At 73.1% G+C, this 22,423-nt stretch carries 22 protein-coding genes; 10 read left to right on the top strand and 12 right to left on the bottom strand.

Annotated elements, in window-relative coordinates:
- Nucleotides 1-176 precede the first annotated feature (176 nt).
- On the top strand, nt 177-1,040 hold the full coding sequence (locus tag ACWDN5_RS15680) for a carbon-nitrogen hydrolase family protein (protein ID WP_449676784.1): 864 nt from the start codon (nt 177-179) through the stop codon (nt 1,038-1,040).
- Here the strand turns inward: ACWDN5_RS15680 and ACWDN5_RS15675 are convergent.
- Complete coding sequence (locus ACWDN5_RS15675; protein WP_310976771.1) at nt 963-1,442, bottom strand: Lrp/AsnC family transcriptional regulator; 480 nt, start codon at nt 1,440-1,442, stop codon at nt 963-965. The two genes, ACWDN5_RS15680 and ACWDN5_RS15675, sit on opposite strands and share 78 nt — an antisense overlap.
- A gap of 183 nt (nt 1,443-1,625) precedes the next feature.
- Here ACWDN5_RS15675 and ACWDN5_RS15670 point away from each other — a divergent pair, with 183 nt between their 5' ends.
- From ACWDN5_RS15670 to ACWDN5_RS15655, 4 genes are all read left to right on the top strand, one after another.
- Nucleotides 1,626-2,438: a hypothetical protein gene (locus tag ACWDN5_RS15670; RefSeq protein ID WP_310976773.1), complete on the top strand. Its 813-nt coding sequence runs from the start codon at nt 1,626-1,628 to the stop codon at nt 2,436-2,438.
- Between the two features lie 84 nt (nt 2,439-2,522).
- The gene (gene leuA / locus ACWDN5_RS15665) at nt 2,523-4,208 is read left to right on the top strand and encodes a 2-isopropylmalate synthase (protein ID WP_449676783.1); all 1,686 of its coding nucleotides are present in this window, start codon (nt 2,523-2,525) and stop codon (nt 4,206-4,208) included.
- Nucleotides 4,205-6,001, top strand: coding sequence for an FAD-binding protein (locus tag ACWDN5_RS15660; protein ID WP_310976776.1), 1,797 nt, complete (start codon nt 4,205-4,207; stop codon nt 5,999-6,001). Before leuA ends, ACWDN5_RS15660 begins: the two co-directional genes overlap by 4 nt.
- A complete protein-coding gene (locus tag ACWDN5_RS15655) occupies nt 5,998-6,267 on the top strand; it encodes a hypothetical protein (RefSeq protein WP_310976778.1) in 270 nt (89 codons plus the stop codon). Before ACWDN5_RS15660 ends, ACWDN5_RS15655 begins: the two co-directional genes overlap by 4 nt.
- Here the strand turns inward: ACWDN5_RS15655 and ACWDN5_RS15650 are convergent.
- The 6 genes from ACWDN5_RS15650 to ACWDN5_RS15625 all read right to left on the bottom strand — a co-directional run bounded on the left by ACWDN5_RS15650 (nt 6,257) and on the right by ACWDN5_RS15625 (nt 12,983).
- Nucleotides 6,257-7,012: a thioesterase II family protein gene (locus ACWDN5_RS15650; protein WP_449676782.1), complete on the bottom strand. Its 756-nt coding sequence runs from the start codon at nt 7,010-7,012 to the stop codon at nt 6,257-6,259. The two genes, ACWDN5_RS15655 and ACWDN5_RS15650, sit on opposite strands and share 11 nt — an antisense overlap.
- Before the next feature lie 12 nt (nt 7,013-7,024).
- A complete protein-coding gene (locus tag ACWDN5_RS15645; RefSeq protein ID WP_449676781.1) occupies nt 7,025-9,346 on the bottom strand; it encodes an AMP-binding protein in 2,322 nt (773 codons plus the stop codon).
- A 17-nt stretch (nt 9,347-9,363) separates the two neighbouring features.
- Nucleotides 9,364-9,612, bottom strand: coding sequence for a phosphopantetheine-binding protein (locus tag ACWDN5_RS15640; RefSeq protein WP_310976782.1), 249 nt, complete (start codon nt 9,610-9,612; stop codon nt 9,364-9,366).
- The gene (locus ACWDN5_RS15635) at nt 9,609-11,192 is read right to left on the bottom strand and encodes an amino acid adenylation domain-containing protein (RefSeq protein WP_449676780.1); all 1,584 of its coding nucleotides are present in this window, start codon (nt 11,190-11,192) and stop codon (nt 9,609-9,611) included. Before ACWDN5_RS15635 ends, ACWDN5_RS15640 begins: the two co-directional genes overlap by 4 nt.
- Before the next feature lie 26 nt (nt 11,193-11,218).
- The gene (locus ACWDN5_RS15630; RefSeq protein WP_310976785.1) at nt 11,219-12,166 is read right to left on the bottom strand and encodes a chlorinating enzyme; all 948 of its coding nucleotides are present in this window, start codon (nt 12,164-12,166) and stop codon (nt 11,219-11,221) included.
- A 148-nt stretch (nt 12,167-12,314) separates the two neighbouring features.
- Entirely contained in the window at nt 12,315-12,983 is a 669-nt protein-coding gene (locus ACWDN5_RS15625) for a TetR/AcrR family transcriptional regulator (protein WP_449676779.1), read from the bottom strand.
- A 59-nt stretch (nt 12,984-13,042) separates the two neighbouring features.
- Between ACWDN5_RS15625 and ACWDN5_RS15620 the strand changes: the two genes are divergently transcribed.
- The 5 genes from ACWDN5_RS15620 to ACWDN5_RS15600 are packed head-to-tail and all read left to right on the top strand — an operon-like array spanning nt 13,043 to nt 18,045.
- A complete protein-coding gene (locus ACWDN5_RS15620) occupies nt 13,043-13,831 on the top strand; it encodes an alpha/beta fold hydrolase (protein ID WP_449676778.1) in 789 nt (262 codons plus the stop codon).
- Entirely contained in the window at nt 13,828-14,724 is an 897-nt protein-coding gene (locus tag ACWDN5_RS15615) for an alpha/beta fold hydrolase (RefSeq protein ID WP_449676777.1), read from the top strand. Before ACWDN5_RS15620 ends, ACWDN5_RS15615 begins: the two co-directional genes overlap by 4 nt.
- Nucleotides 14,721-16,205: an FAD-dependent oxidoreductase gene (locus ACWDN5_RS15610; RefSeq protein ID WP_449676776.1), complete on the top strand. Its 1,485-nt coding sequence runs from the start codon at nt 14,721-14,723 to the stop codon at nt 16,203-16,205. The genes ACWDN5_RS15615 and ACWDN5_RS15610 overlap by 4 nt, the downstream gene beginning before the upstream one ends.
- On the top strand, nt 16,202-17,479 hold the full coding sequence (locus ACWDN5_RS15605; protein ID WP_449676775.1) for an amidohydrolase family protein: 1,278 nt from the start codon (nt 16,202-16,204) through the stop codon (nt 17,477-17,479). The genes ACWDN5_RS15610 and ACWDN5_RS15605 overlap by 4 nt, the downstream gene beginning before the upstream one ends.
- Nucleotides 17,479-18,045 (top strand): TetR/AcrR family transcriptional regulator, encoded by a 567-nt coding sequence (locus ACWDN5_RS15600; RefSeq protein WP_449676774.1) that lies wholly within the window; start codon nt 17,479-17,481, stop codon nt 18,043-18,045. The genes ACWDN5_RS15605 and ACWDN5_RS15600 overlap by 1 nt, the downstream gene beginning before the upstream one ends.
- A gap of 175 nt (nt 18,046-18,220) precedes the next feature.
- Here the strand turns inward: ACWDN5_RS15600 and ACWDN5_RS15595 are convergent, their stop codons facing one another.
- From ACWDN5_RS15595 to ACWDN5_RS15575, 5 genes are all read right to left on the bottom strand, one after another.
- On the bottom strand, nt 18,221-18,967 hold the full coding sequence (locus ACWDN5_RS15595) for an ABC transporter permease (protein ID WP_449676773.1): 747 nt from the start codon (nt 18,965-18,967) through the stop codon (nt 18,221-18,223).
- On the bottom strand, nt 18,964-19,722 hold the full coding sequence (locus ACWDN5_RS15590; protein ID WP_449676772.1) for an ABC transporter ATP-binding protein: 759 nt from the start codon (nt 19,720-19,722) through the stop codon (nt 18,964-18,966). Before ACWDN5_RS15590 ends, ACWDN5_RS15595 begins: the two co-directional genes overlap by 4 nt.
- Nucleotides 19,719-20,717 carry an ABC transporter substrate-binding protein gene (locus tag ACWDN5_RS15585; RefSeq protein WP_449676771.1) on the bottom strand — a complete coding sequence of 333 codons (999 nt, stop codon included), beginning with the start codon at nt 20,715-20,717 and terminating at the stop codon, nt 19,719-19,721. The genes ACWDN5_RS15590 and ACWDN5_RS15585 overlap by 4 nt, the downstream gene beginning before the upstream one ends.
- A 101-nt stretch (nt 20,718-20,818) precedes the next feature.
- On the bottom strand, nt 20,819-21,442 hold the full coding sequence (locus tag ACWDN5_RS15580; protein ID WP_449676770.1) for a histone deacetylase: 624 nt from the start codon (nt 21,440-21,442) through the stop codon (nt 20,819-20,821).
- 26 nt (nt 21,443-21,468) lie between these two features.
- Nucleotides 21,469-22,311 carry a hypothetical protein gene (locus ACWDN5_RS15575; RefSeq protein ID WP_449676769.1) on the bottom strand — a complete coding sequence of 281 codons (843 nt, stop codon included), beginning with the start codon at nt 22,309-22,311 and terminating at the stop codon, nt 21,469-21,471.
- Nucleotides 22,312-22,423 lie beyond the last annotated feature (112 nt).

Raw genomic sequence — 22,423 nt, 5'->3', positions numbered from 1 at the left:
GCCACGCCGGTGAGGGCCACGGCGTGCGCGGCGGCCCTGACCGGGGGACCCCTGCCGGGGGTCGCCAACGCCGGTGTCGCGCTGGCCGCCGGGCTGCTCGCGGAGTCGGCCGCGAACGCGGTGGTGGTCCGCCGGGCCGCCGCCCCGCGGCGGATGGCGGGGGCAGCCTCGTGAAGGTGGCTGTGGTGCAGCAGTACTCGTCCGGGCGGCGGGTGGCGGAAAACATCGAGCTGGCCCGGCGGTATACCCGGGAGGCCGCCGGGCGCGGGGCCGAGGTCGTCGTGTTCCCGGAGATGTGGAACATCGGTTATCGGCTCCCGGCCGCCGGGGAAGCCGCTTCCCCGGCGTTCCGGGACGGGGCCGCGGCGGCGCAGGACCGATATCTGGCGGACACCGCGCGCACGGCCGCGGAAACGGGGGTCGCGATCGTGGCGACCTACCTGGAGGTGACCGCGGACGGCCTGCGCAACGCCGCCGCGCTCGTCGATCCCTCGGGCGATGTCGTCCTGCGGTACGCGAAGGTCCACCTCGCCACGTTCGCGGGGGAATCGGTTCTTTCGGCAGGAGAGGGGTATCCGGTCGCGGACCTCGCGCTGCCCGGTGGGCGCACCGTCCGCATCGGGCTGCTGCTGTGCTACGACCGCGTCTTCCCCGAGGCGGCCGGATCGCTCGCGGCCGCCGGTGCCGAGGTGGTCCTGATCCCCAATGCCGGGCCGTTGTGCGAAAACCGGCTGTGGCAGGTGCGGACCCGGGCGTTCGAGAACAAGCTCGCCGTGGCCGTGGCCAACTACCCGGGGCACGGGCACTCGATCGTCTGCGACGGCATCGCGTTCGACGAGAGCGGCGCACCCCGCGACCACACCGTGCTGCTCGCGGACGAGACGCCGCGGACACCGGTGGCGGAGATCCCGCTCGCCGCCCTGCGCGCCTACCGCGCGGCCCAGCCCTGGGGCGCACCGTCCTCACCGGACGTCCGGGTTCACCTGGCCGGTCAGGGAAATCCCGGAGTCGACCTTCACCTTCTTCATCGTCAGGCGTGAGGTCAGGTTCGCGATCCCCGGCAGCGCCGAGAGCACATCGGTGAAAAACCTCTCGTACGCGGCGATATCGGCCACCGCGACCCGCAGCAGGTAGTCGGGTTCGCCGAAGAGCCGGTGCGCCTCCAGCACTTCCGGCAGTGCGGTGAGCTCGCGCTCGAAGTCCGCGATCGTGGCGTGGTCCTGCCGGCGCATCAGCACGTCCACGAACACCTCGAAACCGCACCCGAGGGTGTCGTGGTCCAGCCGGGCGTGGTAGCCGCGGATGGTCCCGTTGCGTTCGAGCTGACGCACCCGCCGCAGGCAGGGTGACTGGGTGAGCCCGACCTTTTCGGCCAGCTCCGCATTGGACAGACGCGCATTGCCCTGCAACTCGGCGAGGATCGCCAGATCGATCCGGTCCATGACGCAATATTCTGCCGTGTGCCGCGCGGAAGTCGCAAGGCTGTCGCGTTCTCCGCCCGGTGTTCTCCGGTATTCTCGACAACACCGGGAACACTCGAGGATCACCTCTGGGGGACCCGTCAGCACATTTCCCGCGCTGGGCCCATTCGGCGCTCCTTTCCACGACGGAGGTGCAGCACAGCCATGTCCATCGCCATTGACGACCTCGTGAACCGCATTCGCTCCCACCGGTGCTACCGGCATCCGATCTTCGACCACTGGGCCGCGCAGCCGCCGAAGCCGGCGGCGGTCGGCGCGCTGTTCCACCAGATTCGCAATTTCTGCGACGCGACCCGCCCCGGCGGAAAGTTCCCGGAGGCATTGGCGATGCACAAATTGTCCACGGAAAGCGCGTTGCTGCAGGAGATCGTGGAAAGCGAAGAAAACCACGCGCCGGAGCTGGCCACGATGGCCGGCTACATCGTCAATCGCGCCGCGGGGCGCGAGGTGTTCGAAGACCTCTACGACCAGGAGGGCGTGGAGGCCGGGCTGAAGACGTTCTCCGACGAACTGCTGGCCGGCCTGCCGGGTTACGACCCGCGGACCGGGTTGCTGGCGCAGACCCGCCGCGCGCGAGCCGCGTTCGACGGCCGCCAGCAGGTCGATCGCGAGTCGACGATCCGCAACCTGGGCACCGCGCTGGCCCTGGAGATGATCTCCAACCGCCAGCTCATCCCGGGCGAGAAGGTCGCGCTGGTCGACGCCGGCACCTACGGTGCCGACCTGGCGGACGCCGAGATGCACTACCTGCTCGAGCACTGGGGCGAAATCGGTGCCGAACAGCAGCACGAGAAGAACGCGATCGCCGCCGTCGGGTCGGTGCTCAACGCCGAAACGGAAGCGCTGATCGTGGAAGGCGTCGACGTCTTCCTCGACTCGCTGGCCGCGCTGTGGGACGTGCTCGACGCCGCGCTGCTCGCCTCGGGCCGGCCGGCCGAGGAGCTCATCACCGCCTGACCGCCCGGCCCCACGAGGAGCCGGGCTCGCCGGCCGGGACCCGGTGCACACGATGCCCGGGTCCCGGCCGCAGTGGAGGACGCCATGGAAAACTTCCGGCGCTACACGCCGTTCCCGCCGGTTTCGCTGCCGGACCGCAGCTGGCCGGGGCGGGTGCTCACCCGCGCACCGCGCTGGCTCTCGACCGATCTGCGCGACGGCAACCAGGCCTTGATCGACCCGATGGGTCCCGACCGCAAGCTCCGGATGTTCGACCTGCTGGTGCGCATGGGCTACCGGGAGATCGAGGTCGGGTTCCCCGCGGCCAGCCAGGCCGATTTCGACTTCGTCCGGGCGCTGGTCGAATCGGACCGGATCCCCGGCGACGTCCGGATTTCCGTGCTCACCCAGGCGCGCGAGGACCTCATCGAACGCACCGTGCAGGCGCTGCGCGGCGCGCGGGCGGCCACCGTCCACCTGTACAACGCGACCGCGCCGCTGTTCCGGGACGTCGTGTTCGGCCTCGACCGGGCCGGCTGCCAGGCGCTCGCCACGCGCGGCACCGAGCACGTGATCCGGTGCGCCGAACGGATTCTCCCCCGCTGCGACGTCGGCTACGAGTACTCGCCGGAGATCTTCGTCGACACCGAGCTGGAGTTCGCGGCACAGGTGTGCGAGGCCGCGATGGACGTCTGGCAGCCGGGCCCCGGCCGCGAGATCATCCTGAACCTGCCGGCCACCGTGGAACGCGCCACCCCGAACGTCTACGCCGACCAGATCGAGTGGATGAGCCGGAACCTCAGCCGCCGCGAGCACCGGTGCCTGTCGGTGCACCCGCACAACGACCGGGGCACCGCCGTCGCGGCCGCCGAGCTGGCGCTGCTGGCGGGCGCGGACCGGGTCGAGGGCTGTCTGTTCGGCAACGGCGAGCGCACCGGCAACGTCTGCCTGGTCACGCTCGGGCTGAACCTCTTCAGCCAGGGGATCGACCCGGGGATCGATTTCTCCGACATCGACGCGGTCCGCCGGGTGGCCGAACACTGCACCGGGCTCGACGTACCGGAGCGCCACCCGTACGCGGGCGATCTGGTCTACACCTCCTTTTCCGGGTCCCACCAGGACGCGATCAAGAAGGGGTTCGCTCGCCTGGAGCACGCGGTGGCCGAGGCGGCCGGGCCCGTGCCGTGGACGATGCCCTACCTGCCGATCGACCCCAAGGACGTCGGCCGCACGTACGAGGCCGTGGTCCGGGTGAACTCCCAGTCCGGCAAGGGCGGTGTCGCGTTCGTCATGAAGACCGAGCACCAGCTCGACCTGCCGCGGCGGCTCCAGATCGAGTTCTCCCGCGTCGTGCAGCGCCACACCGACGCGGGCGGGGAAATCCCGCCGAAGCGGCTGTGGGAGATCTTCGCCGCCGAGTACCTCCCGGCGCCGGACGCCCGGCTGCGGCTGCACGGGCACGCGCTGACCACCGAGCAGGGCAAGAGCGTCATCACCGCCGAGGTCGTCATCGACGGCGAGCGCCGGGATCTGACCGGCGTCGGCAACGGCCCGATCGCCGCGTTCACGGCCGCGCTCGGCGTCGCCGGGATCGAGGTCCAGGTGCTGGGCTACGTCGAGCACGCGATCGCGACCGGCAGCGACGCCGAAGCCGCCGCCTACGTCGAATGCCGCGTCGGCGGTCACACGCTCTGGGGCGCCGGGATCGACGGCAACACGCTCAGCGCGTCGTTGGAAGCCATCGCCAGCGCGGTCAACCGCGCGGACCGCCTCGCCGGAGGAGCCGGATGACCCGCCCCCTGCACACCGTCGCGCTCGTCAAACAGGTTCCCCGGGCCGAGGAGCTGGTCCTCGGCGAGGACGGGCGGCTCGCGCGCACCGGCGTCGAACTGGAGCTCAACCCCTATTGCCGTCGTGCGGTCGCCAAGGCCGTCCAGCTCGCCCGGGACTCCGGCGGCACCTGCACGGTCGTCACGCTCGGGCCGCCCGCGGCCGAAGACTGCCTCCGGGAGGCGATCGCCTGCGGGGCCGGTCGCGGCGTGCTGGTCACCGATCCGGCGTTCGCGGGCAGCGACACCCTGGCCACCGCCCGCGCGCTGGCCGCCGCGCTGCGCCGGCTCGGCCCGGTCGACCTGGTGCTCTGCGGGCGCAACTCCGTGGACGCCGAGACCGCGCAGACGCCGGCGCAGGTCGCGGAGCTGCTCGGGCTGCCGATGGCGGCGGGCGTCCGGCGGCTCGCCGTCGAGGACGGCCGGGTACGCGCCCGCTGCGAGCACGAGGACGGGTGCGTCGAGCTCGAGCTGCCGTTGCCCGTGCTGATCAGCTGCGCCGAGCGGCTCATCACACCGGCCAAGGCACGCCCTGACGCCCGTGCCGCTGTCCCGGCGGAGCAGATCGTCCGCGTCGGGGCCGCCGCGCTCGGCCCGGGGCCCTGGGGCCAGGACGGCAGCCGGACCGTCGTCGGGCGGACCCGCGCGATGGCGGGCACCCGGATGCGGCTGCGCTTCCCGGGCGACCTCGGCACCCAGGTCGAGCGGGCGGTCGCGACGTTGACCGAGCTGGGGGCGTTCGACCGTGCGGCCGGGACCTCCGCGCCCCCGGTGCCCGACCGCGTCGCCGGCCTCACCGGAACCGGCGCCGTCGCCGTGCTCGCCGAGCCGGGCCGCCACCGGCACACCCGCGCGATGCTCGGCGCAGCCGCCCGGATCGCCGCGGTCACCCGCCGTCCGGTGACCGCACTGGCCACCGGCGCGCTGTCCCCGGCGATCGCCGGGTCGTGGGGCGCGGACACCGTGGTCGCGGTCAACGGCTCGACGGTCGAGGAAGACGTCGCCGCCAGTCTCGCGACCTGGTGCGCCGAGCACCGGCCGTGGGCGTTGCTGGCCCCGTCGACGATGTGGGGCCGCGAGGTCGCCGCGCGGACGGCGGCCCGGCTCGGGCTCGGGCTGGCCGGGGACGCGGTCGACGTCGAAGCCGGGCCCGACGGGGACCTGGTGTGCTGGAAACCGGCGTTCAGCGGCAGCATGCTGGCCGCGGTGACGTGCTCCCCGCCGACCCGGGTGGTCACGTTGCGTGGCGGTGCACTGCCGCTGCCACCGCCGCGGGTCGCCGTTGCCGCCCAGGGGCCGCACCTGCCCGTGCCGCCCGGCAGCCGGGTGCGGGTGGTGGCGCGTGAGCGCGACGACGACATCGACGTGCTCGCCGTGGCCTCGGCCGTGGTCGGCGTCGGTGCCGGCGTGCCGCCCGGGGACTACCCGTTGCTCGCCCCGCTGCTGGAAGTGCTGGGCGCGGACCTGGCCGCGACCCGCAAGGTGACCGACCGCGGCTGGCTGCCCCGCGCGCGGCAGGTCGGGGTGACCGGCCGGAGCGTGGCGCCACGGCTCTACGTCGCCATCGGCACCAGCGGCAAGTTCAACCACCTCTGCGGCACCCGGGGCGCGGGATTCGTGCTCGGGGTCAACACCGACCCCGCCGCGCCGCTGTTCGGCGCCGCGGACGTCGGGATCGTCGGGGACTGGCGCGAGGTCGTCCCCCTGCTCATCACCGCACTGACCCCTTCGACAGTCCCGGAGCCGATCCGATGACCGAGCTGCCCGACGTCCGCCCCGCCGCGATCCCCGGGGTCGTGGACGGGTTCCTGACCGTCTGCCCGCGGAGCGGGCAGGAGGTTTCGTTCCACATCGTGCTCGGGCCGGGTCCGCACCCGGCCCGGATCGAATTCCTGCTCAACCCCGAGCACGCCGCCGCGATCCGCGAGGTGCTCGGCGACGGCACACCGCCCGCCCCCGCCCTGCCCGGCGCGCAGTCGCGCTCGGTGCCGTGCCGGATCGGCATCCACATCATCCGCTGACCAGGTCCGCCACGTCGTCGGTCAGGGCGCCGACGACGGGGCGGACCTGGTCTCGGAGGAAGAAGTGCCCGCCGGGGAACGTGCGCAGCCCGAGGTAACGCCGGGTGTGGTGCCGCCACGCGGCCAGGTGCCGGTGCGGTGTGATGGCGTCGGTCGTGCCGCCCATGACCCGCAGCGGCACCCGCAGCGGCGGTTCGCCGCCGCGGTAGACGTACGAGCGGCAGAGCCGGAAGTCCGCGCGCAGCACGGGAAGCTGGAACGCGAGGACCTCTTCGTCCGCCAGCACCTCCGGCGGCATCCCGCCGAACCGGCGGAGTACGCCCAGGAACCGCTCGTCCGAGCCGGCCGGATCCGGCAGCCGGTCCACCGCGATGCCCTGGACGAGGCAGGACGCGACCACGAACAGCGCCGGTTGGGGCAGGCCGCGCCGTTCGACCGCGCGCAGCATCCGGTAGGCGATCAACCCGCCCATGCTGTGTCCGAAGAGGACATACGGTGGCCGGAGCTCGGCAGCCAGCGCTTCGGCGAGCTCGTCGCCCGCGGTGTCGAAGTCGGCGAACGCGTTCCGCGGGTGCCGGGCGTGGCGGCCGGGCAGCCGGATCGCCCGCAGCTCGAGCCCCGGCGGCAGGAACTCCGCCCAGGGGCGGAACATCTCGGCGGAGCCGCCGGCACAGGGCAGGCAGTACAGCCGCACCGGTGCGTCCGGACGGGGATCGAAGGTCGCGTACCAGGGATGCGGAGTCACGGGTTCTCCCCCTCAGCGGGCCGGTGGTCCGGGGGCCACGGCCAGCGCCCGGCGGTCGAGCAGACCGTGCGTGGTGCGCGGCAGCGTGGCGAGGGGGACGACGGTGTCGGGCACCATGAACGCGGGCAGGACACCGACGAGGTCGCGGCGCAGCTGTTCGGGGTCGGCGTCGGAGGGGGTGACGTAGGCGACGAGCCGGTCGCCGCGGGCCACCACCACCGCCGCGTCGCCGACCACGCTGTTGCGGCGCAGTGCCGCCTCGACCTCGGCCGGCGCGATCCGGAAGCCGCGCAGGGTGATCCGGTCGTCGGCGTGGCCGAGCAGCTCCAGCGTGCCGTCGCCGAGGCGGCGGACGAGATCGCCGGTGGCGTACCGGCGGCCGCCCGCGAGGAGGTCGTCGCTGAACGGCGACCGCCGCCGTTCCGCCCGCCCGAGGTGGCCCCGAGCCGCGCCGGCACCGCCCACGTGGAGCTCGCCGACCGCGCCCGGCGGGACCGGTTCCCCAGCCTCGTCGAGCACGTAGGCCCGGACGTTCGGCAGAGGCGCCCCGATCGGAACGCCCGCCGCACCCGGTGGCAGCTCGCCGCAGGTGGCCAGCAGCCCGGTCTCGGGGGAGCCGTAGCCTTGCCAAACCCGGAACGGAAGCCCGCGGGGAACCGGGGAATCCGCCCGGCCGTGGACGACGGCGAGGCGCATCGCGGTCTCGGCGGGCCAGGTCGCGGGCACCAGCCCGGGCGGGGTGAAGGCGACGGTGGCACCGCTGTGCGCCAGCCACGCCGCGTCGGCACCGCCGGGAGCGATCACGAGGGCCGCGCCGGTGCCGAGCGCCGACCACGTCTCCAGTTCCCACTCGCCGGTGCCGGCCCGGGCGAGCTGCGCGACCCGGTCGCCGGGGCCGAAGCCGAGTGTCGTTCCACACCAGCCGACCACGTTGGCCACCGCCTCGTGCGGGACGAGCACCCCGTCCGCCTTCGCGGAGGACGCTATGCAGCACAGTCCGGGTGCGCCGCGGACGATCCGCCGGGGCACGGCCTCGGGGTCGACCACCTCGACCCGCAGCCCCGGGGTGATCATCACGCCGGCGCCGGCGCGCGCGAGCAACGCCCGGACGCGGCCGGGCGGCTCGGCGGCGTCCAGAGCCACGTGCGCGCCGCCGGCGAGCAGGACCCCGACGGCGGCGACGGCGAGGTCGGCCGAGCGCGGCAGCCACAGCCCGACCGGCACGTCCGGGCCGACTCCGGCGGTGTGCAGCCGGGTGGCCAGCGCGGCGGCCCGGCGGGCCAGCTCCCGGTAGGACAAGGTTTCCCGGTGCGACACCACCGCCTCGGCGTCCGGCGTGGTCCGCGCCCACCGCTGCACCCGCTCGGCGAGCGGCGTGGCGGGTGCGGTCGAGACGGCGCCCGGGAGCAACCGGGTGCGTTCGTCGCGGCCGAGCACCCGCAGGCGGGCCGGCGTCAGGTGTCGCCGTTCCGCGGCGTCCGTGACGAGCGAAGCCAGGTGCCGGACGAACGTCTCGACCCGCTCGGGATCGGCCGGGCCGGGGTCGAACCAGCAGGTGATGCGGTCGGTGACGGTCAGCCACAAGCCGCAGCCCCCGTCGAGCCGCGGCACCGGCCGCGGGGTGAACGGCCCGAACGCGCGGGGCCGCGGCTCCGGCACGGCCACGGTGAGCGTGGGCACGCCGGAGTCGGGCCGGGCGTGGGCGAAGCGGGCCAGCAGCTCGCTGACCGGCTGGTTGGCCGCCACGGTGAGCCGGATCGCCGCCGGCACCGGCCGGGCGGCGATCCCGCCGAAGCCGGCGCCGCGGGCGACGTCCACGACGACGTCGCGGTGCCGCCCGTGCCGGGCGACCAGCGCCGCCGCCAATGCCGCGAGGGTCTCCGCGCGGCTGCCGGGAAACCGGTCGAGCAGCTCCGGCTCGACCGGGACGGCCAGTGCCGCCGGGCCCGACGGCGGCAGCGGGTGGTCGCGCTGCCACACCGGCCGCGGTCCCGCCGCGCCGGTGGTGGTCGCGGCCGGGCGCCGGGGCAGGCCGAGCAGCCGCTCGGCCCAGCCGCTCGCCGCCACGTCCGGGCGGTCGGCGGCGAGCAGCGTCCACCGGCCGTCGCCGGGCCCGGCCAGCACGATCCGGACCGGCGCGTCGAGCGGTGAGCGGGCCAGCCGCCACGCCAGCCGGGCCAGCCCGGCCTCGCGCTCGGCCGGCGCGCCGCGCAGGAGCGCCCGCCGCCACGGGACCGGCTCGTGCCGTACCGCCGGGCAGGCCCTGGCCAGTGCCCGCACGACGGCTTCGACCGCGTCCTCGGGGCGACCGGCCAGGTCCCAGCAGACGGGCACGGGCCGGATCGTCGAGGTCACCCGTGCCGCGCCGATTCGTCGATCGCCGCGGCGACGCTGCCCAGGCGGGGGTCGTCGTAGAGCGTGTCCGGCGCCAGCGCCTCCGGACCGAACCGCTTTTCCACGCGCTGCAGCAGCTTGATCGCCGTCAACGAGGTGCCGCCCGCCTCGAAGAAGTCGTCGTCGGGGCCGACGGCGGGCACGCCGAGCAGGTCCCGCCACATCGCCGCGAGTTCGGCTTCGGTGCCGGTCTTGGCTTCCGTCATGAGAACACTCCTGAAGTCGCCGTCGGCGCGAACGCGGCCAGCAGGGCGCGGCCGTCGATCTTGCCGTTCGGGGTGAGGGGGAACGTGTCGCACAGGTGGATCTGCGCCGGAACCATGTAGCGCGGCAGCTTCGCGGCCAGGTGCTCCCGCAACCGCTCGGAACCGGCGCCGGGCGCCGCGGGCACGACGAACGCCACCAGGGCCTTGTCCCCGCGGTTGTCCCGCACGGTCACGTAGCTGCGCTTGACCTGCGGGTGGGTGTTGAGGTGGTGGGTGATCTCGCCGAGTTCGATCCGGAAGCCGTTCACCTTGACCTGGTCGTCCCAGCGGCCTTCGAACACGAGATCACCGTCGGGCCGGAGCCGGCCGCGGTCACCGGACCGGTAGAGCCGTTCGGGCACGCCGTCGATCTCGCGGTGCACGAACGTCTTCGCGGTCAGCTCCGGCATTCCGAGGTACCCGGCCGCGAGCCCGTCGCCGGCCAGGCACAGTTCCCCGGTCTCGCCGGGCGCGCAGAGCCGGTCCGCGTCGCCGGCCAGCACGTAGACCCGGGTGTTCTGGATCGGCTTGCCGATCGGCAGCGGCACGTCGGCCGCCGGTGGCTCGTCCACCGGGAAGGACGTGGCGATGCAGGTGCATTCGGTCGGGCCGTACAGGTTGACCACCCGGCCGGGCCCGTAGGTGCGGACGGCCTTGGCCATGTGCCGGGGCGAGTGCGCCTCGCCGCCGGTGGTGATCGTGGCGACCGTCTCCAGCGCTTCCGGTGCCTCGTCGACGATCGAGTTGAACAGCGCGGTGGTCAGCAGCAGGATGTTCACCCCGCCGCGCTTGATCACCTCGCCGACCTTCGACAGCCGCACGAACTCGGCCGGGTAGAGCACCGACGTCCCGCCGTTGAGCAGCGCACCCCAGATCTCCCAGGTGGCGATGTCGAACGTCACCGGCGTCACCTGCAGTACCCTGCTGCGCTCGTCCAGCTTGCCGTAGCTGGCGGCGTGCACCAGCCGGACGATGCCCCGGTGGCGGATCGGCACCCCCTTGGGGCGGCCGGTGGACCCGGAGGTGAAGTTGATGCAGGCGATGTCCTCCGCCTCCAGCGCGTACCCCGGGCCGGTGTCGTGTCCGGTCGTGGTGTCCGGTCCCAAGGGCATCACCCGGGTGCCCGGGAACCGGGTCGCCGGCTCCGGGTCACCGGCTCCGAGCACGAGCAGGCACCCGCTGTCGGCGACGACCGTGCGGAGCCGTTCGTCCGGCCAGCCGGGGTCCAGCGGGACGTAGCTTCCCCCCGCCTTGAGGATTCCGAGCAGCGCGACGAGCAGCTCCGGCGAGCGCGGGACGCAAACGGCCACGGTCGTGCCCGCCCCGACTCCGGCGTCTCGCAGGCGGTGCGCGAGGCCGTTGGCGAGGCGGTCGAGTTCCCGATAGCCGAGCACCCGGTCGCCCTGGACGATCGCCGGCGCGTCCGGCCGGCGGCGCGCCCAGTATTCGAACCGCTCGGGCACGCTGGCGTCGCGCGGGTACGGACGTGCGGTGTCGTTGATCCGCCGGTGCGCGGCCAGGGCCGCGGCGGAGCAGGTCACGGACCGCACAGCGGCGTCCGGCACGCTCATCGGACCGGCGCGAACGGCACGCCGTTGACCGTGCGGTCGACGAACCGGTTGTGCCCGAACTCGTCCCGGCCCGACACCAAGACGCAGCCGAACTTCTCCAGGCTCACCTCGACGCCGTACTCGGCGAGCGTGTCCTGGTAGGGGTACACGCGCACGGACGTGGGCACGTAGCGCGCGGTGAAGCCCAGCCGCATCTTGTCGGTCTTGCCTTCGTGCGGGTGCGACGCGTGCATCAAGGTGGACCAGAACATCACGGCCTGGCCCTGCCGCATGACCAGCGACTTCGCCTTCGACTCGTCCGGCGTCCAGTTCGGGTCCTTCTGGAGCTGGCTGTAGTCGTAGCCGTAGAACCCGCGGCGGACGCCGTTCTTGTCCTGCTTGTTGATGATCTCCGAATCGTATTCGATGATTTTGTTCTCGTCGTAGTTCATCGTCTTGTGCGAACCCGGGATGATCTGCAGGCAGCCGTTCTCGACGGTCGCCTCGGTGAAGGCCGTCCACACGGTCAGCGCGCCCCCGAAACCCGCGTCCTCCGGCCAGACGATCTGCGGGTGCTTGCCGACGTTGGCGAAATTGTCGGCCTGGTGCCAGTCGGTGCCTTCGTCACCGGGATACTTCGGGAAGAACTCGCTGCGCCAGCACAGGACGTTCTCGCCGAGCACGCTGGTCACGCGGTCGACCAGCTGGGGGCGGACGATGTGCCGGGCGAGGAAGTCCACGTCGAGGTGCCGGTCGTAACTGGCCAGGTTGGTGGTGCCGGACAGGGCCTCGCCCTGGTGGTACACCCCCTGCCGGGCATCGACGAGCTTCGGCCGGATCGCCTGCAGTGACGATTCCATTTCCTCGGGTGCGTACACGTCGAACGGACCGTAGTAACCGTCCCGATTGAATTGCTCGAGTTCGGCCTCGGTCAGGGCGTAACTGGCCACGGTGCTTTCCGTCATGTGCCCGGAACCCTTCCTGCGAATGAATCGGCGACCTGGGGGCTGAGCGATTCCGCGGTGCTCCGGGGTCACCCTAGGAGCGGCCGGCAGGCCGCCGGAAGAGTCGCCGGAACGCTGGAAAGAGCGCGCGGCGGAGGTAGCCGATCGGCTACCTCCGCTCGAAGCCGCGCAGGCCGTCGATGATCAGGTTCAGGCCGAAGGTGAACTCGTCCTCCAGGGGGACCGGCAACGAGTCCGCGACCGCGAGGGTGGCCGGGAAGTCCGCCGGCGACACGTTGTGGAAATGCGCCGACGCGCGCTCGGCGTCGTCCCCGGAACCGGCCAGCTGGATTGCGAAGCCGAGGACGTAGCGCGCGAGGGTCGCGTAGGCGCGCGCCGCCAAGCTCGGCGGAAGGCCGCCTTCCAGCAGGATTGCCAGGCAGCGCTCCCGCAGCAGCATGGCGTTCGGCCCTGTCGGCGTCTGCTCCATCAGCAGGGGCGCGATCTTCCGGTGGCGGCCCAGTGTGTCGAACATCGACTGGGCGACCGTGCGGCAGGCCTCGTCCCACTTCAGCTGGGCCAGTACCCGGGGGTCGAGTTCGACTTCGCCGAACACGCGGTCGACGACGGCGGTGACCAAGGTCGCCCGGTTGCCGAAGTGGCGGTACAGCGTGGCCGTTCCCGATTCGAGGCGTTGCGCGAGGCTTCGCATCGAGAGCGCTTCGGCACCTTCGTCGTCCACCAGCTCCAGGGCCGTGGCGAGGATGCGGTCCAGCGGGACGGCGGGACGGCCGCGGGACCGGCCGGGGGACGTGCTCGGCGAGGACGAACTGATCACACCCGTGAGTATGACCGCTGGTTGACACCTCACGCAATAACGGCAACACTGTTGCCATTATGGAGAGCACCCAGTCATTGACGGTCGACGGCCAGCGCATCCACTACGTCCGCGCAGGTCACGGGCCTGCGGTGGTCCTGCTGCACGGCAGCGGGTCGTCGTTGGAGGGCTTCGGACGGGTGGCGGCGCTGTTGTCGTCGTCCTACGACGTGATCCGCCCCGACCTCCCGGGCTTCGGGCGGACCGGCCCGCGACCCGACCGCGACTACCGCGTCCGGACCTACGCGGGCACGATGGCCCGCTTCCTGACCGCGCTGCAGGTGCCGCACTTCGCCGTGGCCGGCAACTCGCTCGGCGGCAACATCGCGTGGAACCTGGCCCTGGACGCCCCGGACCGGGTGGACGCGCTGGTCCTGGTCAACGCCACCGGCTACCCGGGCAAGACCCTGCCCGCCGGGCTGCGGCTGGCCCGCAACCCCCTGCTGCGCCCGCTGCTGCGGCGGTGGCTGCCGCGCGGCGCGACCGAACGCGGGCTGCGGGAAGCCGTCGGCGCGCACTCCGGGATCGTCGATGCCGCCCTGGTCGACCGGGTGCACGCGCTGACCAGCCGTCCGGGGAACCGGTCGGCGTTCGTCGATTTCGCCAACACCGACCAACCGGACCGCAGCGGCGAACTCCCGAAGCTCGCCGTCCCGACGCTGGTCCTGCGCAGCGCCGGCGTCAACGGACAGCACTTCGCCCGCGACATCCCCGGCGCTCTGGAGCGTGTGCACGCCGACGGCGGGCACCTGCTGCCGGAAGAGGACCCGGACTGGGTGGCCACGGCGATCAGGGAGTTCCTGCGATGAAGTACTTCGTTGCCACCGAGGAGGATCGCCGGCTCGACGCGGCCACGCGCCGGACCCTGCGCGGTGACTTCGTCACCCTGTCCTACGGGGTGACCCACTACGAGCTGACCGGTCCCGAGGGCGGGGAGCTCGCCGTGCTGGTCGGCGGGATCACCATCCCCTTGTCCTATTGGGACGGACTCGCCGCGCGGCTGCACGCCCGCGGCCTGCGCACCCTGGCCTGTAGCGCCTACGGCCGCGGCTATTCCGACCGGGTCCGGGGCCGCTACGACGAAGCGTTGTTCGTCCGGCAGCTGGCCGAGCTCACCGCCGCGCTGGGCCTCCCCGGACCGCACCACGTGGTCGGTACGTCGATGGGCGCCCTGGTCGCGATGGCCTACGCGAACCGGGACCCGGCGGCCGTGGCCACGCTCACGATCGTGGGCCCGGCCGGGCTGGGTTCGCGGCCGCTGCCGCAGCGGTTGCTGCGCAACGATTTCCTCGCCGGATTCGTCGCCCGGCGCTTCGGCCGCAAGCTCTTGGAAGACCACCTCGGGCACAACGTCCGCGACCCCGCCCTCTCCACCCAGCTGGTCGCGATGGTCCGGGACGCCTACCGCTACGAAGGTTCCCTCTACGCGTTCTTCCAGACCCTGCAGGACTTCCCGCTGTACGAGCGGCAGGAGGTCTTCCGGTCGACCGGTGCCCTGGGTCTCCCGGTCCTGCTGGTGTGGGGCGACGACGACCGGGTCACCCCGATCACCCACCTCGACACCGTGCACGACCTGCTGCGCCCGCGGCAGACCCACGTGATCACCGAGTGCGGTCACATGGCCCCCTTCGAACGGCCGGACGACGTCGGCGACCTGCTCGCGTCGTTCGCCGTTCCCTACCCCGATCGGCTCGAACCATGACCGAACCCCTCGACGTCCTGATCGCCGGCGCCGGCCCGGCCGGCACCACGCTGGCCATCGACCTGGCCCGCCGCGGTCTCGGCGTCCGGATCATCGACAAGGCCCCGCACTCCTTCGACGGCTCCCGCGCCAAAGGCCTCCAGCCGCGCACCCTCGAGGTCTTCGACGACCTCGGCGTGCTCGACGACGTCCTCGCCGGCAGCAGCGACTACCCCCGCCTCGGCCTTCACCTGGGCCCGGTCACCGTCCCGTGGCGGATGTTCCGCAACCGCGGGCGCACCGCCGACGTCCCCTACCCGAACACGCGGCTGATGCCCCAGTACCGCACCGACGCCGCGCTGCACGACCGACTCGAGCAGCTGGGCGGCAAGGTCGAGTACGGCCGCGAACTCACCGGGTTCGAGCAGGACGGCACGTCGGTCACCGCCACCGTGCTCGGCGACGCCGGCCCCGAACGGATCACCGCCCGCTACCTCGTCGGCGCCGACGGCGGATCGAGCGCCGTCCGCAAGCACCTCGGGCTGGGATTCCTGGGCGAGACCCGCGAGGCAGATCGGATGCTGATCGTCGACGCCGTCACCACCGGCCTGTCCCGCGATCGCTGGCACGTCTGGCCGGGAGTGAAGGGCCGGTTCGCCGGCGCGTGCCCGCTGCCGCACAGCGACCTGTTCCAATGGATGTTCCGCCTCGCCCCGGACGAAGAACCGCCCGACGGCGAGGACGCGATCACCCGGCGGATCCGGGCCCACACCCGCAACCGGGCCATCGCCGTGCACGACATCCGGTGGCGGTCGGTCTTCCGGCCGAACATCCGCCTCGCCGAGGCCTACCGCCGCGGGCGCGTCTTCCTGGCCGGCGACGCCGCGCACGTGCACACCCCGGCCGGCGCCCAGGGCCTCAACACCGGCATCCAGGACGCCTACAACCTCGGCTGGAAACTCGGCCAGGTCCTCGCCGGAGCCGACCCGGAACTGCTGGACAGCTACGAAGCCGAACGCCTGCCGATCGCCGCGGGCGTGCTCGGCCTGTCCACGAAGAAGTACGAAGGCCTCGCCAAACTCGACCCCTCCAGCCTGCGCCGCGGCAAGGACGAGCAGCAACTGTCGCTGACCTACCGCGGCGGCCCCCTCGCCCCGGCCGGCCGCGACCGCACCAGGACGTTGCAGGCGGGCGACCGCGCGCCGGACGCCGACCTGCCCGGCGCGCGGCTGTTCGACACCTACCGGGGACCGCACTTCACCCTCGTCGCGTTCGGCCCGGAGGCCGCCGCGGCGAGCGGCGAACTCGGCTGGCCGGCCGCCGGCGTCCCGGTGCGGCGGATCACCGTCGACGAACCGGACGTCCGCCGCAGCCACGGCATCGAGGGCGACGCGCTGCTGCTCGTGCGGCCCGACGGCTACCTCGGGCACATCGCGACCCGCGACTTCCTCGCCTCGACCCGCGCCGCGGTGCGCACCATGACGCCGGAGGTCGCCGGATGAACCGCGTCCTGGTGCGCGGCGCGCAGGTCATCACCATGGCCCCGAACCGGCCGGACAGCGAACGCGCCGACGTCCTGATCGAAGACGACACCATCGCCGCCGTCGGCAGCGGCCTCGACGCCGCCGGCGCGGAGGTCGTCGACGTCACCGGCCGGATCATCATGCCCGGCCTGGTGAACGCCCACCTGCACACGTGGCAGACCGCGCTGCGCGGTGTCGGCGCCGACTGGACGCTGGCGGACTACCTCGGCCGCCTGCACGGCGCCGTGGCCCACCACTACCGCCCCGAAGACCTGCGGATCGGCAGCCTCGCCGGCGCGCTGGGCCAGCTGGACCGCGGCACCACGACCGTGGGCGACTGGTGCCACAACACGCCGACACCGGACCACACCGACGCCGCGCTCGACGGGCTCCGGGCGTCCGGCGTCCGCGGGGTGTTCCTGCACGGCACCCCGTACTCCGCGGCCGATGCGCCCCACCCGGTCACCGAGGTCGACCGGCTGACCGGCGGACCGCTGCTCACCATCGGCATGGCCGTCCGCGGCCCTCAACTGTCCACTCCGGACGCCGCGGTCGCCGACTTCCGCGCCGCCGCCGAACGCGGGCTCGTCGTGTCGATGCACCAGAGCGGCGGAGCGCCCGGCCCGGCGTGGGCGGCCGTGCGGGCCGCCGGGCTGCTGGGCCCGAGGACGAACGTCGTGCACGGCGCCGGGCTCACCGAGGAGTGGCTCGAAATCCTGGTCGACGCGGGCGCGACCATCACTTGCACGCCCGAGAACGAACTCGGCCAGGGCCACGGCTCCCCGGTGACGGGGCACCTGCTCCGGCTGGGCGCCGCGCCGTCGCTGGGCACGGACACCGACGCCGTCACGCCCACCGACGTGCTCTCCGCCGCCCGGATCGCCCTGGCCGCCCAGCGTGGTCACGACCACGAGCGGCACCGGCAGGACACCGGCTCGTTCGCCCTCACCGCGACGATCACCGCCAAGCAGGCGCTGGCCTGGGCGACGGTCGAAGGGGCGCGCGCACTCGGCCTCGCCGACCGCGTCGGCCGGCTCGACGCGGGCCTGCAGGCCGACCTCGTCGTCCTCGACGGTGCCGGCCCGAACCCGATCGCGACCGCGCTGTACGCGACCGCCGCGGACATCGAAGCGGTCATGGTCGCCGGACGCTGGCGCAAACGCGGCCACACCCTGCTGGACGTGGACCTCGGCACGGTCCGGGACGGCCTGCGGGCGTCGGCCGATCGCCTCCTCCCCCACCTCGCCGGCTGATGGGCACGCGAGCCGACCTCGCCGCCCGGACCCGGACGGACCTCCTGGCCGCGGCCAAGCGGCTGTTCACCGAACGCGGCTACCTCGACACGCGGGTCACCGACATCGCCGCCGCGGCCGGGCGCGCGGCCGGGTCGTTCTACACGCACTTCAGCGACAAGGAAGAGCTCCTGGAGACGCTGCGCGCCGAGCTCGGCTCGGTGCCGGCCGGCGACCCCGCCGGCACCGAGCCGCTCCGCGAGTACGTGGCGGCCTGCTGGAAAGCGCTGCGCACCCACCGCCCGACGGCGATCGCCCTGCTGCAGTCGGCGATCGCGGCGGCCCCGGCGTCCGGGCGCTTCCGGGAGGAGCTGACCACCTGGACGGCGCCGCTGCGAAGGCACCTGGAGACCCGACGTGACTCGCCTGGCGACCCCGAGCTCCTGGCGGCCGCGGTGGGTGTGTTGCTGGCCGGGCTCAACCACGCCCTGCCCGCGGGCGGGGAGCCGGAGGGTGTCGCCGACGTCGTCTCCGATCTCGTGCTGCACGGATTGGCCGGTCCGCGGGATGCGCCGTCCGAGCCGTGAGCAGGGCCGGCCTCACCGTCGGGCGTCACTCGGCTTCCACAGCTCGGTGGGCCGCGCTCGCGAGTGCCGGCAACCTCAGCCGTACGGGAGGGCGAAAGCAGTGACAGCACCCGGCTCGGCACAACGTCAAGAAAGCGGGCTTGTTTTCACGGCGTATCCGGCACTTCTGAAAGTTTCACCGGTGCTCCTCGGCCCACGGCACCAGCTTCCGCTCGAGGAAAGCCAGCCCGTGGAACAACGCGATGCTCATGATCGCCAGCAGGGTCATCGCGGCGAAGGCCAGCGACGTGTCGGCACTGGCGCCGGACTGCACGATGACGAACCCGAGGCCGGCGTCGGCGCCGACGAACTCCGCGATCACCGCGCCGATGACCGCGAGGGAGATGGCCACCTTGAGGCCGACGAAGATCTGCGGCAGCGCGTGGAGGAACCGCAGCTTGAAGAACTCCTGACGCCGGGAGGCGTCCCACGAGCGCAGCAGCTCGACGAGCTCGTGCGGTGTGGACTTCATCCCGGACGCGGTCGAGATGACCACCGGGAACACGCACACCAGCACGACCAGGACGACCTTCGGGCCCTGGCCGAAGCCGAACCACACCACCAGGATCGGCGCGATCGCGATCTTGGGCACCGCGTTCAGCGCGAGCAGGATCGGGTAGAAGGTCCGTTCCAGGAACGGCGAACGGACGATCAGCATCGCGAGCGGCACACCGACCACTATGGACAGTGTGAAACCCTCGACGGTCTCGGCCAGGGTGACCAGGCTCTGGCCGAGCAGGTAACCCGGCAGCTCGAGGAACGACGCGACCACGTCGGCCGGGCTGGGGACGAGGAACCGCTCGATGGAGAAGACGATCGTGGCCAGCCACCAGAGGCCGATGAGCACCAGCAATCCCACCACGGGCAGTACGCGGCCCTTCACGCCGCTCCCCCGTCGACCGGCGCGGTGAGCAGGTCGCGCAGCTCGCGGCCCGCCTGATCGACGTCAGGACGCCCGGGCACGCGCGGCCGGTCGACGGCGAGGTCGACGAGCTTGCGCAGCCGGCCGGGCCGCGGGGTGAGCACCGCCACCCGGTCGGCGAGCACGACCGCCTCCTCGATGGAGTGCGTCACGAACACGACCGTCCTCGGTTGCTCCAGCTGGATGCGTTGCAGTTCCGCGGAAAGCTCGGTCCGGGTCAAGGCGTCCAGCGCGGAGAACGGCTCGTCCATGAGCATGACCGCCGGCGCGTGGATCAGCGACCGGCACAGCGAAACCCGTTGCTGCATCCCCCCGGACAGCTCGTGGGGCAGCCGCTTCTCGAAGCCGTGCAGGCCGACCAGCTCCAGCAGCTCGTGCGCCCGGTCGCGGTAGGACTTCCGCTCCAGGCCGAAGATCTCGATCGGCAGCATGACGTTCGACAGCACCGACCGCCACGGCAGCAGCGCCGGGCGCTGGAACATGACCGAGACGTCGCGACGCGGCCCCGTCACCGGCTCGCCGCCGACGGAGATCCGGCCCCGGGTCGGGGGCAGCAGCCCGGCGATCAGCCGCAGCAACGTCGATTTGCCGCAGCCGGACCGCCCGATGACCGCGACGAACTCGTTCTCGCCGACCTCGAAGTCGATGCCGGCGAGCGCCTGGACGGGCCCGGCCCGGCCGTCGAAGACCTGCGTCACGCCGTCCAGCACGATCACGGCCGGGGAACCAGACCGAAGGAGACGACGTCGCCGGGGGCGAGCGCGCCGGCCGGGACCGCACCGGCGTCGGTGAGGGTGCCGATGATCTTCCCCACCCGCGGTTCGTCGACCTGGCCGAGCGGGCCGGTGAACCCGGCCGGCCGGACGTAGGCCGCCATCGCCCTCATCTCGGCGCCCGCGACGCCCGCGTCCTGGGCCGGCTGGTACTTCCTGAGGATCGCGCCGAGCTCGTCGGGGTGCTCGATCGCGTAGCCGAGCCCTTTGAGCAGCGCCGCGGTGAACCGCTGTACCTGCGCGGGATTCCGGGTGGCGAGCTGCTTCGACGTGACGACCACGTTGCCGTACAGGTCGGGCACCAGGTCACCGTTGGGCAGGACGACCGCCTTCTTGCCGCGCGCCGCGGCTTCGATGAGCAGCCGGCCGACGACGAACTGCCCGATCCCGTCCACCTGCCCGGACGCCAGCAGCTGCGGCAGCGCGGGCGGAGCGGCCGGCACGAACCGCACCGAGGCCGGGTCGAGGCCGGCGGCCTTGGCGTAGACGGGAAACATCACCTGGTTCGTCGAGCCGGCTTGATCGGCGATCTTCTTCCCGGCCAGGTCCGCCGGCCGGGTGATGCCGCGGCCGTCCAGGGAGATGATCGCGGCGAGGGACCGCTGGTGCACCGCCGCGACGGCGGTCACCGGCAGCTTCTCCTTCGCCACGGTGATCGCGGTGGCGGTGAAGTCCGCCGTCCCGAAGTCGGCCCGGCCCCCGGCGACCAGCTTGAGCACGTCCACCGTGCCGCTGCCCGGCGTGATCGTGACGTCGAGCCCGGCTTCGGCGAAGAAGCCCTTCTCCTGGGCCACGTAGGCGTAGGCGTCCCGGCCGAAGGTGCCGAACGAGGTCAGATAGGCGACTTTCTCCCGGCCGGCGGCGGGCGGGTCGCCGGACCCGCCGCACGCCGTGACGATCAGCGCGACCGCGAGCAGAACCACCGGACCAGGCCTCATGACGCCCTCCCCGTCGAAGGTGATGGTCTCGTCCCGGTAGCTTCGACCTTCCGGGCGACGCCGGACAACCGCTGGTCGCATGAACAGGCCGGCGGCGCCGCTCAGCGCGGGGCCAGCTCGGCGATCTCCGGCGCGGACCAGCGCTCGCCCACCCCCGGCCGCCCGGCCAGGTACTCGGCGATCTCCGGAAGGGACCAGCCGTGGGCTTCCCGCAGCCCGCCCACGATCATGGCGAGGTAGGCGGCCGACGGCGGGTTCTTCTCGATCTCCGCCGCCGACCAGGGGGCCGTGAACGTCAGGACGGGACAGCCGTCGAGGTCACCGAGGTGCAGCAGGGTCTCGTAGCGCCCCGGCCCGAGCTGGTCGCGGCCGGTGGCGAGCACGGTGGCCAGGTCCAGGTCGGTGCCGGGCTCGCGGTACATCTCCTGCGCCGCGATGTCGGAGAACTGCCCGGCGGTCACCAGGTACGACCGCATCGCCGCCCGGCCCGGCAGCTGCGGGTCGAAGAACGCCCGGCCGCCGTGCCAGACCGCCGATTCGGTGGCGAAGTAGACACCGCCGGGGAACTCGCTCGCCACGACCCGGCGCGCCGGACCACGGTCGCGGCACCCGGCGTAGTGCCGCTGGGCACCCAGCGGCGTCCCGCCCTCGAGGTAGCACCGCAACCGCGCGGAGTACATGTTCGACCCGTAGCTGGCGTACCAGACGAGCGGCGGTGACCCCATGGCACCACGGTAACGGGCCGGCCCGGCTACGCGCCGGAGTGACCCAGCCGGGCCGCGGCCGGCCTGCTCCGGGAGATGCTGATCAGCCCGCCGGTGACCACCGCGAGCTCGGCCAGCACGACCGCCGCGAAGGGGTACGCCGCGGCCGGGCCCGCGGCGAAGTCGCCGCGCCGGACCAGGATCGCGATCGCGATCAGGCTGAGCATGACCGTCTGCACCTCGAGCTGGAGACGCACCCGCGGCGCCCGGCCGTCCGCCGCGACGAGCACGTTGGCCAGGCCGAGGGCGTACACGGCGGCCAGGGTGCGTGCGGTCAGCGGGGTGACCGCCCACGGCCACAGGCCGCCCACCGGGCCCGGCGACCCGAACAGCCCGGCCGCCACCACCAGCTCGGCCAGGCCGGTCCCGCCGAGCACGATCCGGACGGCCGCCGGCAGCCGGGGCCCCGGGCCGAGCACCGCGCCCCGGGCGGCCCGCGAGTTCCGCACGGCGACCGCGATGACGAAGACGGGGGCGGCGAAGTACAGCGCGGCCCAGGCGGCGAACGAGACGTGGCCGTGGGTGAACCGGTCCCAGTGCAGCACCGTCGTGACGCCGAGCAGGGACGCGAACAGCGCCACCGGCGGGAACCCGAGCGCGACCTCCGACCACCGCCTCGCCACGGCCACGCGCACGAAGAAGAACGCGCCTCCGAGGTAGACGGCGGCCAGCACCATCGCCGTGAGCGGCGGCTTGATCCCCCAGGCGAACAGTTCGAGCGTCCGGGCCGGCACCAGGTAGCAGATGACGAAGGCCGCCAGCAGGAACGGCACGATCACCAGAGCGAGCACCCGGCTCGCGGGCCGGACGCGGTCATCGACGGCGTCCATTGAGGAGGGTCGTGGTGTGCTCATCGGCGTGCCCATCGTGTTCGGGAGTGAGCGGCCTCACCGATCGAATATAGGCCCCGGAACGGGCGGCAAAGGTGACGGTCGTCTTACG

This window comes from Amycolatopsis sp. NPDC003731 (assembly GCF_053586895.1).
The sequence above is the reverse complement of the archived record's forward strand: the minus strand, read 5'-3'. Positions and strand labels throughout refer to the sequence as shown.